Raw genomic sequence first — 15,467 nt, 5'->3', positions numbered from 1 at the left:
CAGCTCAAGAATGCTTTCAGGGCATTACCTCAGAAGGCTAATTCCGTTTATCGCGCTCTGTTTTGATCAGGTTCCGGTACCTACAATCCCGTCCACATCTTGAGCTCAGCCCAAGCGTCAAGGAGGACGAATGGCGGGGCTTTCCATCTCAGCACAGTCGGGCCATCCCACAGACCTCGCAGCCGCCGTACTGACTGATGGCAACCGCGTTCTCATCGTGGTCATCGCGGTCGTCGCGCTGGCGGCGCTCGCGGTCGCGGGCGTCCTGGTGCGCCAGGTACTCGCGGCCGGCGAGGGCACCGACAGCATGAAGAAGATCGCGGCAGCGGTCCAGGAAGGCGCGAACGCCTATCTGGCACGCCAACTGCGCACGCTCGGCGTATTCGCCGTCGTCGTGTTCTTCCTGCTCATGCTGCTGCCCGCGGACGACTGGAATCAGCGTGTCGGACGGTCGGTGTTCTTCCTGATCGGAGCGGCGTTCTCGGCGGCCACCGGCTATATCGGCATGTGGCTCGCCGTTCGCAGCAATGTGCGTGTCGCCGCGGCGGCGCGTGAAGCGACCCCGGCGGCAGGCGAGCCGGAAAAAGATCTGACCGCCGTCTCGCACAAAGCGATGAAGATCGCTTTTCGCACCGGCGGCGTGGTCGGCATGTTCACGGTGGGCCTCGGCCTGCTCGGTGCCTCCTGCGTGGTGCTGGTGTACGCGGCCGACGCGCCGAAGGTGCTGGAGGGATTCGGTCTCGGGGCCGCGCTGATCGCGATGTTCATGCGAGTCGGCGGCGGCATCTTCACCAAGGCCGCCGACGTCGGCGCCGACCTGGTCGGCAAGGTCGAGCAGGGCATTCCGGAGGACGACCCGCGCAATGCCGCGACCATCGCCGACAACGTGGGCGACAACGTCGGCGACTGCGCGGGCATGGCGGCCGACCTCTTCGAGTCGTACGCCGTGACCCTGGTCGCCGCGCTGATCCTCGGCTCGGCGGCCTTCGGCGACGCCGGGCTCGGCTTCCCGCTGCTGGTGCCGGCGATCGGTGTCGTCACGGCGATGATCGGCATCTTCGCGGTCGCGCCGAGGCGCGCCGACCGCAGCGGCATGAGCGCCATCAACCGCGGGTTCTTCATCTCCGCGGTGATCTCGCTCGTGCTGGTGGCGGTGGCCGTGTTCGTCTACCTGCCGGGGAAGTACTCGGAGCTGGACGGTGTCACCGACGCCGCGATCCAGGGCAAGGACGGCGACCCGCGGATCCTCGCGCTCGTCGCGGTGGCCATCGGCATCGTGCTCGCCGCCCTGATCCAGCAACTGACCGGCTACTTCACGGAGACCACCCGCCGGCCCGTCCGGGACATCGGCAAGACCTCGCTCACCGGCCCGGCCACCGTCGTCCTCGCCGGTATCTCCGTCGGCCTCGAATCCGCCGTGTACACCGCCCTGTTGATCGGCCTCGGCGTGTACGGGGCGTTCCTGCTCGGCGGCACGTCGATCATGCTGGCGCTGTTCGCGGTGGCGCTGGCCGGCACCGGCCTGCTCACCACGGTCGGCGTGATCGTCGCGATGGACACCTTCGGGCCGGTCTCCGACAACGCGCAGGGCATCGCGGAGATGTCGGGCGACGTCGAGGGCGCGGGCGCGCAGGTGCTCACCAACCTGGACGCGGTCGGCAACACCACCAAGGCGATCACCAAGGGCATCGCGATCGCCACGGCCGTGCTCGCGGCGGCGGCCCTCTTCGGGTCGTACCGGGACGCGATCATCACCGGCGCGCGGGACGTGGGCGAGGAGTTGTCCGGGCCCGGTGCGCCGATGAGCCTGATGATGGACATCTCGCAGCCCAACAACCTGGTGGGTCTCGTCGCGGGCGCGGCGGTCGTCTTCCTCTTCTCGGGGCTGGCGATCAACGCCGTGTCGCGGTCGGCGGGTTCCGTGGTCTTCGAGGTGCGGCGGCAGTTCCGGGAGCGGCCCGGGATCATGGACTACACCGAGAAGCCGGAGTACGGCAAGGTCGTCGACATCTGCACGAAGGACGCGCTCCGGGAACTCGCGACCCCCGGCCTGCTCGCCGTGATGGCGCCCATCTTCATCGGGTTCACGCTCGGCGTCGGCGCGCTCGGCGCGTACCTGGCGGGCGCGATCGGCGCGGGCACGCTGATGGCGGTGTTCCTCGCCAACTCCGGTGGCGCCTGGGACAACGCCAAGAAGCTCGTGGAGGACGGCCACCACGGCGGCAAGGGCAGCGAGGCCCACGCCGCGACCGTCATCGGCGACACGGTCGGCGACCCCTTCAAGGACACCGCCGGCCCCGCGATCAACCCGCTGCTGAAGGTCATGAACCTGGTGTCGCTGCTCATCGCGCCCGCGGTGATCAAGTTCTCCTACGGCGCCGACAAGAGCATCGGGGTACGGATCCTGATCGCGGCCGTCGCGTTCCTCGTGATCGTCGGCGCGGTGTACGTCTCGAAGCGGCGCGGGATCGCCATGGGTGACGAAGGCAACGCCGAGCCGAAGCCCAAGTCGGCCGACCCGGCGGTGGTTTCGTAGGGAGGTCCTTCGAGCCCCAGCTCAAGGTGCGGGCGGGCGGCGCGCGTTGGCGCGACGCGCGCCCGCTCTTGTGTGTACACGACCACGCCGTGAGCCTTCTCTCGCTTGGTGCAAAAGGTTACAAAAAGGTCTTAATAGACGTTCGGCGTGCGGTTGCCGTGCATCTGGCGTGTATGTTCCGGGGCCGAGAGCCATGGAAGGGACCAAACCGGTGAACAAGAAGCTCGCGGCCGCACTGTCCGGCGGTGCGGTACTGGTACTGGCGCTGTCGGGCTGCGGCGGCGACGACAACGAGAAGCTGGACTCCTGGGCCAAGCAGGTCTGTGACGCCGTACAGCCGCAGGCCAAGAAGATCGAGTCGGCCAATGCCGCGATCCAGAAGGAGACCTCGGACAACAGCACGCCGCAGGACGTCCAGAAGACCGACGCACAGGCCTTCCAGGACATGTCCGACGCCTACAAGGCGATCGGGGCCGCGGTGAACAAGGCCGGGGCGCCGGATGTCGAGAACGGTGAGAAGAAGCAGAAGGACGCGGTCACGGAGCTCAACTCGATCTCCTCGTCCTACGCGGACCTGAAGAAGCAGGTCGACGCGCTGGACACGAAGGACCAGGGGAAGTTCGCCGACGGGCTCAAGGACATCGCGACCGAGCTGGACAAGCTGAGCAAGAGCGGGAACGACGCGCTCCGGAACCTGGAGGAGGGCGAGGTCGGCCAGGCGATGGCCCGTCAGTCGAGCTGCAAGGCGGCGACGGCGTCGGCGGGGGCCACGCAGAGCTGAGTGGGCTGGGCCCGGTGTTCCGTGTGAACTGAGGGGTGAACTCTGGGGCGGTTGTGAAATCTGCACAGCCGCCCCGCAGGGACGCGAGCGATACCCGGTCCGGGCACGTGCGTCATCGGTGTCGGCGGCCACAATGGGGGCGTGAGTAACGCCAGCCAGTCACCCCTGCCCCCGCTGCCCTCCACCGACCGTCCCGAGGTCGCCGCCCGGCTCCGGGACGCCCTGCTCGCGGCCTCCTTCACGGCCGACGGACTGCTCGAACTGCTCGGCGCCCCCGCGTACGCGGCACTGGCCCGGAGCGAGACCGTGCCCGCGCTCCGGGCCACCCGCGGGGACACACCGCTGGAGATGCTCGTCCGGCTGTTCCTGCTCCAGCAGCCCGTGCCGCACGCACGCGTGGCGGACGTCCTGCCCGTCGACGCCTGCCTGGAGAGCGGCTGGCTGGTGCCCGCCGGCGGCGACGGCCTCGCCGCCGCGGTGGACGTCCGGCCCTACGGAGGGCCCGGCGGCGAGGACTGGTTCATCGTGTCGGACCTGGGCTGCGCCGTCGGCGGCGCCGGCGGGATCGGCCGGCGCGACGAAGGAGTCGTCCTCGGGGTCGGCGGCGCCTCCACGACCCTCGCCGGCATCACCGTCCGCACGCCCGTCGCCGCCGCCCTCGACCTCGGCACCGGCTCCGGCATCCAGGCCCTGCACGCCGCGCAGCACGCCACGCGCGTGACGGCCACCGACCTCAACCCGCGCGCCCTGCACATCACCGCCCTCACACTGGCGCTCTCCGGCACCCCGGCCGCCGATCTGCGCGAGGGTTCCCTCTTCGCACCGGTCCGCGACGACGAGCGGTACGACCTGATCGTCTCCAACCCGCCGTTCGTGATCTCGCCCGGCGCCCGGCTCACCTACCGCGACGGCGGGATGGGCGGGGACGATCTGTGCCGCACGCTCGTTCAGGAGGCAGGGGAACGGCTGAACGAGGGCGGGTTCGCGCAGTTCCTCGCCAACTGGCAGCACGTGGAAGGGGAGGACTGGCAGGACAGGCTCAGGTCATGGGTGCCCCGGGGCTGCGACGCGTGGATCGTGCAGCGCGAGGTGCAGGACATCAACCAGTACGCCGAGCTGTGGCTGCGCGACGCGGGCGACCACCAGGGCGACGCGGCGGAGTACCAGGCGCGGTACGACGCATGGCTCGACGAGTTCGAGGCGCGCAAGGTGAAGGCCGTCGGCTTCGGCTGGATCACCCTGCGCAGGACGGACGCCGCGGTGCCCTCCCTCACGGTGGAGGAGTGGCCGCACCCGGTCGAGCAGCCGCTCGGCGACACCATCCGGAACCACTTCGACCGGCTCGATTACCTGCGCGAGCACGACGACGCCGCCCTGCTCGAAGGGCATTTCCGGCTCGCCGCCGAGATCGTGCAGGAGCAGGTCGGGCTGCCCGGCGCCGAGGACCCGGAGCACGTGGTGCTGCGCCAGAACCGCGGCATGCGCCGGGCGACCCGGGTGGACACGGTCGGCGCGGGCTTCGCGGGCGTCTGCGACGGCACGATGAGCGCCGGCCGCATCCTCGACGCCATCGCCCAGCTGGTCGGCGAGGACCCGGTACTGCTGCGCGACCGCACGCCGGCACAGATCCGGCTGCTCGTGGAGCAGGGGTTCCTGGAGCCGGCCGGCTGAGAGGCCCGGGCGGCTGAGGGGCCCGAGCGGCTCAGAGGCCCGGCCGGCTGAGAGGCCCGGGCGGCTTGGGCCGAGGAAGCCGACTGAGGGCCCCGGAGCAGCTTCCGCCAAGGAAGCCGCCAACAAATTCGAGTCGATTTGAACACCTCGTCCGAAAGGGGTCGTGAGGGACTGGACGTCCTTGATCGACAGCCGTGTCGCCCCGGCGTTCACCTCAGGTTCGCCTGCTCGCCGCCCCCGCGTGTCAGCCTCCCGGGGCTGGGGAGTCACGGACGTGAGAAAAGGGGCACGGCGGGCCATGGAGAGCGAACCGGCGATCTTCGCGGGAGCGGTGTTCTCCCTGTTCGGAGGGGCACTGCTGGCGTGGACGGTGACGCGGGTGCGCCGGCACCGGCCCGTCGCCCACGGGGTGAGGCCGGTCGCGTCGGCGACCCTCGCGAGCGTCGTCGCGGTGCTCGCCCTGGCGGTCGGAGCGTGGTGCTTCACCCGCCTCTGAGTCCGGCGCCGCGGCCGTGCCCGCCCGTAACCGGGAGGTCGCGCTCCGCACGGGGCCTTGCTTGCTCTGGGCACTCCGGGCGGCAGGAATGGTGGTAGTCGGGTTACCGTTCGAGTGGCCGTTGCGGGCTTTTCCCGTTTGACACGGGGGCGGGCTGTACCGTCACACTCCGCAGCGTCACCACGTACCCAGCCCCGGTAAGCGACTCCGGGGAGGCCCCAGCGTCGACCGGAGAGAAGAGCGAAGTTGTCCCCGACCAGCGAGACCGCGAAGGGCGGCCGCCGACTCGTCATCGTCGAGTCGCCTGCCAAGGCGAAGACGATCAAGGGCTATCTCGGCCCCGGCTACATCGTCGAGGCGAGCGTCGGGCACATCCGCGACCTTCCCAACGGCGCCGCCGAGGTGCCCGAGAAGTACACCGGCGAGGTCCGCCGCCTCGGTGTGGACGTCGACCATGACTTCCAGCCGATCTATGTGGTCAACGCCGACAAGAAGGCGCAGGTCAAGAAGCTCAAGGACCTGCTGAAGGAGTCCGACGAACTCTTCCTCGCCACCGATGAGGACCGCGAGGGCGAGGCCATCGCCTGGCACCTCCAGGAGGTGCTCAAGCCCAAGGTCCCGGTCAAGCGGATGGTCTTCCACGAGATCACCAAGGCCGCGATCCAGGCCGCCGTGGCCAACCCGCGCCAGCTCAACCAGAAGCTGGTCGACGCCCAGGAGACCCGCCGCATCCTCGACCGCCTCTACGGCTACGAGGTCTCGCCGGTCCTGTGGAAGAAGGTCATGCCGCGGCTGTCCGCGGGCCGTGTCCAGTCGGTCGCGACCCGTCTCGTCGTCGAGCGGGAACGCGAGCGCATCGCCTTTCGTTCGGCTGAGTACTGGGACCTGACGGGCACCTTCGCGACCGGCCGCGCCGGAGACCAGTCGGACCCGTCGTCGCTGGTGGCGCGCCTGCAGACCGTCGACGGCAGGCGGGTCGCGCAGGGCCGCGACTTCGACTCCCTGGGACAACTCAAGAGCGCGAACACCCTCCACCTCGACGAGGCGAACGCCCGCGCCCTGGCCGCCGCCCTGGAGCAGACGCGGTTCGCCGTCCGCTCCGTCGAGTCCAAGCCCTACCGCCGCTCGCCGTACGCCCCGTTCCGTACGACGACGCTGCAGCAGGAGGCCAGCCGCAAGCTCGGCTTCGGCGCGAAGGCCACGATGCAGATCGCGCAGAAGCTGTACGAGAACGGCTACATCACGTACATGCGTACGGACTCCACGACCCTGAGCGACACGGCGGTCGCCGCCGCCCGCGCCCAGGTCACGCAGCTGTACGGCGCCGACTACCTGCCGCCGCAGCCGCGGACGTACGCCGGGAAGGTCAAGAACGCGCAGGAGGCCCACGAGGCGATCCGCCCCTCGGGTGATCGTTTCCGCACTCCCGCCGAGACCGGACTCACCGGCGACCAGTTCAAGCTGTACGAGCTGATCTGGAAGCGGACCGTCGCCTCCCAGATGAAGGACGCGACCGGCAACAGCGTCACGGTCAAGATCGGCGGCAGCGCCTCCGACGGCCGGGACGTCGAGTTCAGCGCGTCCGGCAAGACGATCACCTTCCACGGCTTCCTGAAGGCCTACGTCGAAGGCGCCGACGACCCGAACGCCGAGCTCGACGACCGCGAGCGCCGGCTGCCCCAGGTCTCCGAGGGCGACGCCCTGAGCGCCGAGGAGATCACGGTCGACGGGCACGCCACCAAGCCCCCGGCCCGCTACACCGAGGCCTCCCTGGTCAAGGAGCTGGAGGAGCGCGAGATCGGCCGCCCGTCGACGTACGCGTCGATCATCGGCACGATCCTGGACCGCGGCTACGTGTTCAAGAAGGGCACGGCACTCGTCCCGTCCTTCCTGTCGTTCGCCGTGGTCAACCTCCTGGAGAAGCACTTCGGGCGGCTCGTCGACTACGACTTCACCGCCAAGATGGAGGACGACCTCGACCGCATCGCCCGCGGTGAGGCGCAGGCCGTGCCGTGGCTGAAGCGGTTCTACTTCGGCGAGGGCACGCACAACGGCGGCGCCGCCGAGGCCGGCAACGGCGACGGTGACCACCTCGGCGGCCTCAAGGAGCTGGTGACCGACCTGGGCGCGATCGACGCGCGCGAGGTGTCGTCGTTCCCGGTGGGCAACGACATCGTGCTGCGGGTGGGGCGCTACGGCCCCTACATCGAGCGCGGCGAGAAGGACACCGAGCAGCACCAGCGCGCCGACATCCCGGACGACCTCGCGCCGGACGAGCTGTCCGTGGAGCTGGCGGAGGAGCTGCTGGCCAAGCCCAGCGGTGACTTCGAGCTCGGTACCGACCCCGCCACCGGCCACGCGATCGTCGCCAAGGACGGCCGCTACGGCCCGTACGTGACGGAGGTCCTCCCCGAGGGCACCCCGAAGACGGGCAAGAACGCGGTCAAGCCGCGCACGGCGTCCCTGTTCAAGTCGATGTCCCTGGACACGGTGACCCTCGACGACGCCCTGAAGCTGATGTCGCTGCCGCGCGTCGTCGGCACGGACGCCGAGGGCCAGGAGATCACCGCGCAGAACGGCCGCTACGGCCCGTACCTGAAGAAGGGCACGGACTCGCGCTCGCTCCAGTCCGAGGAGCAGCTCTTCACGATCACGCTGGAGGAGGCGCTGGCGATCTACGCCCAGCCCAAGCAGCGTGGCCGGGCCGCGGCCAAGCCGCCGCTGAAGGAACTGGGCACCGACCCGGTCAGCGAGAAGCCCGTCGTCGTCAAGGACGGCCGCTTCGGACCGTACGTCACCGACGGCGAGACCAACGCGACCCTGCGCTCCGGCGACAGTGTCGAGACGATCACCCCGGAGCGCGGGTTCGAGCTGCTCGCCGAGAAGCGCGCGAAGGGGCCGGCGAAGAAGACCGCGAAGAAGGCGGCCAAGAAGGCGCCGGCGAAGAAGACGGCGACGGCGGCCAAGAAGACCGCGGCGAAGAAGACCACGACGGCGAAGAAGGCGACGGCCAAGAAGACCACCGCCGCGAAGAAGACGGCCGCCAAGACGGCGACCGCCGCGAAGTCGGCGGAGGACTGAGGCCGTTCGCACCCCGGGCCGGCCCCTGATGCCAAGGTCCGGGGCTTCGCCCAGGGTTCGGAAAGCGAACGCCCCGGCAACACTTCGGTGTCGGGGCGTGCGCATGCCAGGCCGGGCGCTCCAGGGTGTCGGTGCCTCCCGATAGGCTGAATGCATGACGCGAGCCGAGCATCCAACGGCCCCTCAGCCGGCCCCCGACGACGCCCTGGTCGCGGACTCCCGCGAGCGTGCCGTCCGCGCCCTGCTGCGCCGTCCGCAGTTGAAGCGGTTGTGGAGCGCCCAGCTCGTGGGAGGCGTGGGAGACACCCTCGCGCTCCTCGTGCTGGTCGTCCTCGCCCTCCAGGCGTCCATCGCGGAGGGCTCTTTCGGGGGCGGCTACCGAGGCGTGGCGTTCGCAGTGGCGACCGTTTTCGGGGTGCGCATCCTCGCGACGCTGCTGTTCGGCGCCGTGCTCCTCGGGCCGCTCACCGCGCTCACCTCCCAGGACGGCCCGCTCGACCGCCGCTGGACCATGGTCGGCGCGGACGGGCTGCGTGCCGCGCTGCTCATCGTCGCGCCCCTGTGGATCGACTGGACGCCCGAGAACGCGCTGGCCATCCTCCTCGTCACCGCCTTCGTGACCGGAGTCGCCGAGCGGTTCTGGACGGTGTGCCGCGAGAGCGCAGCCCCCGCCCTGCTGCCGGCCCCGCCGCCGGAGGGCGCGACCGTCCGGCCGCTGCCGGACCACATGGACGCCCTGCGCCGGCTGTCGCTGCGCACGGGCTTCGTGGCGATCCCCCTCGCGGCCGTCGCCCTCGTCGTCGCCGCCCTCTTCAACAACCTGCTGGGCGCCGGCATCGACTGGTTCGCCCAGCACCAGGCCGCCCTCGCCTCCTACGTCGCCGCCGGGCTGTTCGCCGCGTCCCTGTCCGTACTGACCTTCCTGGAGCTGCCCGCCACGCGCACCCCGCGCGCGCGGTCGCCGCTGGAGGGGCTGCGCCGCCCGAAGACCACCACGGGCGCCGAGAAGGGCCGCACCGGCGCCATGCCGCTGCTGGTGCTGGCCTGCGCCGCCGTCGCCACCGCCGTGTCGGCCGCCGTCGCCGTGGCCGTCCTGCACGCCAAGGACCTGGGCGGCGGTCCGGTCCTGTACGGGCTGTTCGTGGGCGCGCTGACCGGCGGTGTCGTAGTCGGCATCCGTACGGCCCCCCGCCTGCTGCCCGCCCTGTCACGCCGCCGGCTCCTCGCGCTGGCGATCGCCTTCACCGGTGTCGCGCTGCTGGCCGCCGGCCTGGTCCCGGACGTCACCAGCGTGCTGCTGATCCTCGCGCTGGCCGGTGCCGGCGCGGGCATGGCCGCCAACACCGGGCACACCCTGCTGGACCAGGAGACCGAGGAGTACCGGCGGTCCCGTACGACGGAGCACCTGCACGCGGTCGTCCGGGTCTGCGTGGCGCTGGGCGCGGTGATCGCCCCGGTGGTCGCGGCGGGCATCGGGCCGCACCGGCTGGAGAGCGGCAAGTTCGTCTTCGCGCACGGCGGCGCGGCCTTCACGCTGATGCTGGCCGGCGCCCTGCTGCTGCCGGTGGCCGTGCTGGTGCTGGCCAAGGTCGACGACCGCTCCGGCGTGCCCCTGCGGCAGGACCTGAGGGACGCGCTGCTCGGCGGTGACGACCCGGAGCAGGCGACCACGGCCTCCGGCTTCTTCATCGCCCTGGAGGGCGGCGACGGGGCCGGCAAGTCCACGCAGGCCGAGGCGCTCGCCGAGTGGATCCGCGCCAAGGGCCACGAGGTCGTGCTGACCCGCGAGCCGGGGGCGACGCCGGTGGGCAAGCGGCTGCGGTCCATCCTGCTGGACGTGTCCAGCGCGGGCCTGTCGCACCGCGCGGAGGCGCTGCTGTACGCGGCCGACCGGGCCGAGCACGTCGACACGGTCGTACGGCCCGCCCTGGAGCGCGGCGCGGTCGTCATCACCGACCGGTACATCGACTCCTCCGTGGCCTATCAGGGCGCGGGCCGTGACCTGTCGCCGACGGAGATCGCCCGCATCAACCGCTGGGCGACGAACGGACTCGTGCCGCATCTGACCGTGCTGCTGGACGTCGCGCCGGAGACCGCGCGCGAGCGGTTCACCGAGGCGCCCGACCGGCTGGAGTCGGAGCCCGCCGAGTTCCACGCGCGCGTGCGGGCCGGTTTCCTCACCCTGGCCGCGGCCGACGCCGGGCGGTACCTGGTGGTGGACGCCGGCCAGGAGCCGGAGGCCGTCACGACCGTCATCCGGCACCGCCTCGACCAGGTGCTGCCGCTGTCCGAGGCCGAGATCAAGGCCCGCGAGGAGGCCCGGAAGAAGGCCGAGGAGGAGGCCCGCCGCAAGGCCGAGGAAGAGGCCGCCCGCAAGGCCGAGGAGGAGCGCCTGGAGCGCGAGCGCCAGGAGCAGCTGGCCAAGCTGCGCGCCGAGGAGGAGGAGCGCAAGCGCCGCGAGCTGGAGGAGGCGCAGCGCCGCGAGGCCGAACGGCAGGCGGAGGAGGCCCGGCGCCGGGCCGAGGAAGCGCGGAAGAAGGCCGAGGAGGAGCGGGCACGGCTCCTCGCGGAGGAGAAGGCCCGGGCCGAGGAGGAGGCCCGCCGCAAGGCCGAGGAGGAACGGCGCCGCAAGCAGGCCGAGGAGGAGGCGCGGCTGCGTGCCGAGGCCGAGGCGCTCCGCCTGGAGAAGCAGCGCAAGGCCGAGGAGGCCCTGCTGCGGGCCGAGGAGGCGAGGCGGCTCGCGGAGGCGGCGGCCGCCGCGGCCGAGGCCGGACCGAAGATCTCGATGTCCAAGAGCCCCGCGCCGGAGCGCCCCTCCGGCCCGCAGGCGGGACAGGACGCGGCGACCGTGCCGACGCCCGTGGTGACACCGGGCGGCTCGGCGGACGACACGACCGTGCTGCGCCCGGTGCGGGACGAGGAGCAGGGCCGGGGCCGGGCCTCCGGTGACTCCGAAGCCGAGGTGACGGCCGAGCTGCCGAAGCCGCCGATTCCGCCGGCGGCGGAGGAGCGGACGGCCGGGGAGCGGACGGCTGGGGAGGGGACGGCTGGGGAGCAGACGGAGGTGCTGCCGCCGGTCCGGCCGAGCGACTCCGAGGAGACGGCGGTCCTGCCGCCTGTCAGGGACGCCGAGGAGACGGCCGTGCTGCCCCCTGTCCGGGATGCCGAGGAGACGGCAGTGCTGCCCCCCGTCCGGGATGCCGAAGAGACGGCCGTGCTGCCTCCCGTGCGTGGGGACGGACCGGCGGACCGGGTGCCGCCCGGCTACTTCCGGGACGACGCCGCCCCGACAGCCCGGCCCGACGGTACGGAAGACCGCACGCGGGAGCTGCCCCAGGTCGACGCCGAGGGGGCGCCGCGCCGCCGCCGCTCCGACTGGGCCGAGGAGACGCCGCTGGACGACCTGCCGTCGCTGGCGGACGAACTGCTCGGACCGCACGACGAGGAGCAGGACGAGGGCCGCGGGCGCCGCGGGAGGGGCGGCCGGGGCCGCTGAGGCCTCCGGCGTAAGACGAACGAGGGCGGAAAAGGGGCCCGGACCCACCCGGTCCGGGCCCCTTTCGTACGGCTCCCGTCCGGCACTGTCAGTGCCCACCCCCACAATGGATTCCGCACCGCAGAACATGACGGAAGGGCGGCGTGACCCATGACCGTGTGGGACGACCTCGTCGGGCAGCAGAGGGTGAGCGAGCAGCTGGCCGCTGCCGCCCGGGACGCCGACGCGCTGGTCACCGCGGCCGCCTCCGACGCCCCTCCGCCCGAGGCGTCGAAGATGACGCACGCGTGGCTGTTCACGGGCCCGCCGGGAGCGGGCCGCAACCAGGCGGCGCGGGCGTTCGCGGCGGCGCTGCAGTGTGTCAGCCCCGACCGCGCGCTCGGCGGAGCCCCGGGCTGCGGCTTCTGCGACGGATGCCACACGGCCCTGGTCGGCACGCACGCCGACGTCACCACGGTCGCCGCGGTAGGCACGCAGATCCTCGCCGACGACATGCGCGACACGGTCCGCAAGTCGTTCACCTCGCCCGCGAACGGCCGCTGGCAGATCATCCTCGTCGAGGACGCCGAGCGGCTGAACGAGAAGTCGGCCAACGCCGTCCTCAAGGCCGTGGAGGAGCCCGCCCCCCGCACGGTCTGGCTGCTGTGCGCCCCCTCCATCGAGGACGTCCTGCCGACCATCCGCTCCCGCTGCCGCCACCTGAACCTGAGCACGCCGTCGGTCGACGCCGTCGCCGACATGCTGGTGCGCCGCGAGGGCATCGAGCCGGACGTCGCCGCCGCGGTGGCCCGTGCGACCCAGGGCCATGTCGACCGGGCCCGCCGCCTGGCCACCGACCCGGCGGCGCGCGAGCGACGGGCCGCCGTGCTGCGGCTGCCACTGCGCGTGGAGGAGATCGGCGGCGCGCTCAAGGCCGCCCAGGAGCTGGTCGACGCGGCCGCGGAGGACGCCAAGCAGCTCGCGGAGGAGACGGACGGCAAGGAGACCGAGGAGCTGAAGGCCGCCCTCGGCGCGGCGCAGGGCGGCCGCATGCCGCGCGGCACGGCGGGCGTGATGAAGGACCTGGAGGACAAGCAGAAGCGCCGCAGGACGCGCACGCAGCGCGACAGTCTCGACCTCGCCCTGACCGACCTCACGGCCTTCTACCGCGACGTCCTCGCCCTCCAGCTCGGCTCCCGCGTGGCCATCGCCAACGCGGACGCCGAGGACGCCCTGGAGCGCCTCGCCCGCGGCAGCTCCCCGGAGTCCACGCTGCGCCGCATCGAGGCCATCTCCGCCTGCCGTGACGCGCTCGACCGCAATGTGGCGCCGCTCCTCGCGGTGGAGGCGATGACGATGGCGCTCAGAGCGGGCTGAGGAAAAGCCGCACCGCTCACGAGGCACTCGCGCAGGGCTCACATGGCGCGCTCCTGCACCTCTCGCGAGGCATGCACGGGCTTGACCGCGTCACTCGTACGAGGCACGACACGCACGCAGGGCGTCCATTCCGTCGCGCAGAGTTACGCTCGCTGGATGTACACAAGGCGTACCCCCCGCACCGCCTCGGTCTCCCTCCGCGCCGCCTCGGTCTCCCGCTCCGGCGGCGTCCACCGCAGGGCCCGCAGCGGAGCCAGGACCGCGGCCGGCCTCCTCGCCACGGCCGCGCTGCTCGTCTCCGCCTGCTCCTCCGGCAGTTCGACGACGTCCACCGCGTCCGCCGCCTCCGCGGCGGCCGACACGGCGGCGCTCGTCGCGCTGCCGCGGCCCGTCCCCGCGGCGCTCTCGCCGTACTACCGGCAGAAGCCGGCCTGGCGCGGCTGCGGCGTCCCGGGCTTCGAGTGCGCCACGGTCAAGGCGCCGCTCGACTACGACAAGCCGTCCGGCGGCGACGTCCGGCTCGCCGTCGCCCGCAAGAAGGCCACGGGCCCGGGCGAGCGGCTCGGCTCGCTGCTCGTGAACCCCGGCGGGCCGGGCGGCTCGGCGATCGGCTACGTGCAGGCGTACGCGGGCATCGGCTATCCGTCCGAGGTGCGGGCCCGCTACGACATGGTGGCGGTCGACCCGCGCGGCGTGGCCCGCAGCGAGCCCGTCGAGTGCCTGGACGGGCCGGAGATGGACACGTACACGCAGACGGACGCCACGCCCGACGACGCGAAGGAGACCGACGGGCTGGTCGCGGCGTACCGGACGTTCGCCGAGGGCTGCGGCGCGGACGCGCCCAAGCTGCTGCGCCATGTGTCGACCGTGGAGACGGCCCGGGACATGGACATCGTGCGGGCGGCGCTCGGCGACGAGAAGCTCAACTTCGTCGGAGCCTCCTACGGGACGTTCCTCGGCGCGACGTACGCCGGGCTCTTCCCGCAGCGGACGGGCCGGCTGGTGCTGGACGGCGCGATGGACCCGTCGCTGCCCGCCCGGCGGCTGAACCTCGAACAGACCGCGGGCTTCGAGACGGCGTTCCGCTCGTTCGCGCGGGACTGCGTACGGCAGCCCGACTGCCCCCTGGGCGCCGAGGGAACCTCGCCCGGGAAGGTCGGCGAGAACCTCAAGGCCTTCTTCGAGAAGCTGGACGCGCGCCCCGTGCCGACCGGAGACGCCGACGGCCGCAAGCTGACCGAGTCGCTCGCCACGACCGGTGTGATCGCGGCCATGTACGACGAGGGCGCCTGGCAGCAGCTGCGCGAGGCGCTGACGTCCGCGATGAAGGAGAACGACGGCTCCGGACTCCTCGTCCTGTCCGACGGCTACTACGAGCGGGACGCCGACGGCGGCTACAGCAACCTGATGTTCGCCAACGCGGCGGTGAACTGCCTGGACCTGCCGCCCGCCTTCGACAGCCCCGACGAGGTGCGCAGGTCGCTGCCCGCGTTCGAGAAGGCGTCCCCGGTCTTCGGCGAGGGCCTGGCCTGGGCCGCCCTGAACTGCGCGTACTGGCCCGTGCGGGCCACGGGCGAGCCGCACCGCATCGAGGCCAAGGGGGCGGCGCCCATCGTCGTGGTCGGCACCACCCGCGACCCGGCGACGCCGTACCGCTGGGCCGAGGCCCTGGCCGGCCAGCTCTCCTCGGCCCGCCTGCTCACCTACGAGGGCGACGGCCACACGGCCTACGGCCGCGGCAGCTCCTGCATCGACTCCACGATCAACGCGTACCTGCTCCGCGGCACCCCGCCCCAGGACGGAAAGCGCTGCTCATAGCCGCCGCGCCCGGCCCCGGAGGGCTCCCCTCCGGGGCTGGTACGGAGCACCCCCGGAAACTGTGTAGACTTACCGTCGTTGCTGATCGCACCATAGTGCGGACGGCGCGCCGCCTTAGCTCAGATGGCCAGAGCAACGCACTCGTAATGCGTAGGTCTCGGGTTCGAATCCCGAAGGCGGCTCCAGCAAAGGCCAGGTCAGATGCGTTCTGACCTGGCCTTTTGTACGACGA

Annotated in this window: 8 protein-coding genes and 1 tRNA gene; all 9 read left to right on the top strand. The window is 72.0% G+C overall.

The annotated features are described in order from the left end of the window. The first annotated feature begins 130 nt into the window (after nt 1-130). The 9 genes from ABZ948_RS31170 (at nt 131) to ABZ948_RS31130 (ending at nt 15,420) form a co-directional block, all read left to right on the top strand. Nucleotides 131-2,536: a sodium-translocating pyrophosphatase gene (locus ABZ948_RS31170; protein ID WP_359765144.1), complete on the top strand. Its 2,406-nt coding sequence runs from the start codon at nt 131-133 to the stop codon at nt 2,534-2,536. A 193-nt stretch (nt 2,537-2,729) separates the two neighbouring features. Continuing rightward, on the top strand, nt 2,730-3,317 hold the full coding sequence (locus ABZ948_RS31165; protein WP_359765142.1) for a small secreted protein: 588 nt from the start codon (nt 2,730-2,732) through the stop codon (nt 3,315-3,317). A gap of 141 nt (nt 3,318-3,458) precedes the next feature. Then, the gene (locus ABZ948_RS31160; RefSeq protein WP_359765141.1) at nt 3,459-4,988 is read left to right on the top strand and encodes a DUF7059 domain-containing protein; all 1,530 of its coding nucleotides are present in this window, start codon (nt 3,459-3,461) and stop codon (nt 4,986-4,988) included. Nucleotides 4,989-5,286: 298 nt separating this feature from the next. Then, entirely contained in the window at nt 5,287-5,484 is a 198-nt protein-coding gene (locus ABZ948_RS31155) for a hypothetical protein (RefSeq protein ID WP_359765139.1), read from the top strand. 246 nt (nt 5,485-5,730) lie between these two features. After that, nucleotides 5,731-8,565, top strand: coding sequence for a type I DNA topoisomerase (topA, locus tag ABZ948_RS31150; protein ID WP_359765136.1), 2,835 nt, complete (start codon nt 5,731-5,733; stop codon nt 8,563-8,565). 154 nt (nt 8,566-8,719) lie between these two features. Continuing rightward, complete coding sequence (gene tmk, locus ABZ948_RS31145; RefSeq protein ID WP_359765134.1) at nt 8,720-12,061, top strand: dTMP kinase; 3,342 nt, start codon at nt 8,720-8,722, stop codon at nt 12,059-12,061. Nucleotides 12,062-12,211: 150 nt separating this feature from the next. Next, the gene (locus tag ABZ948_RS31140) at nt 12,212-13,417 is read left to right on the top strand and encodes a DNA polymerase III subunit delta' (RefSeq protein ID WP_359765133.1); all 1,206 of its coding nucleotides are present in this window, start codon (nt 12,212-12,214) and stop codon (nt 13,415-13,417) included. A gap of 156 nt (nt 13,418-13,573) precedes the next feature. Further along, a complete protein-coding gene (locus ABZ948_RS31135) occupies nt 13,574-15,235 on the top strand; it encodes an alpha/beta hydrolase (protein ID WP_359765131.1) in 1,662 nt (553 codons plus the stop codon). Between the two features lie 108 nt (nt 15,236-15,343). Beyond that, nucleotides 15,344-15,420 (top strand) — tRNA-Thr (locus tag ABZ948_RS31130). The last annotated feature ends 47 nt before the right edge of the window (nt 15,421-15,467 follow it).

The sequence above is a fragment of the Streptomyces olindensis genome (assembly GCF_040645895.1).
GTDB lineage: Bacteria > Actinomycetota > Actinomycetes > Streptomycetales > Streptomycetaceae > Streptomyces > Streptomyces olindensis.
The sequence above is the reverse complement of the archived record's forward strand: the minus strand, read 5'-3'. Positions and strand labels throughout refer to the sequence as shown.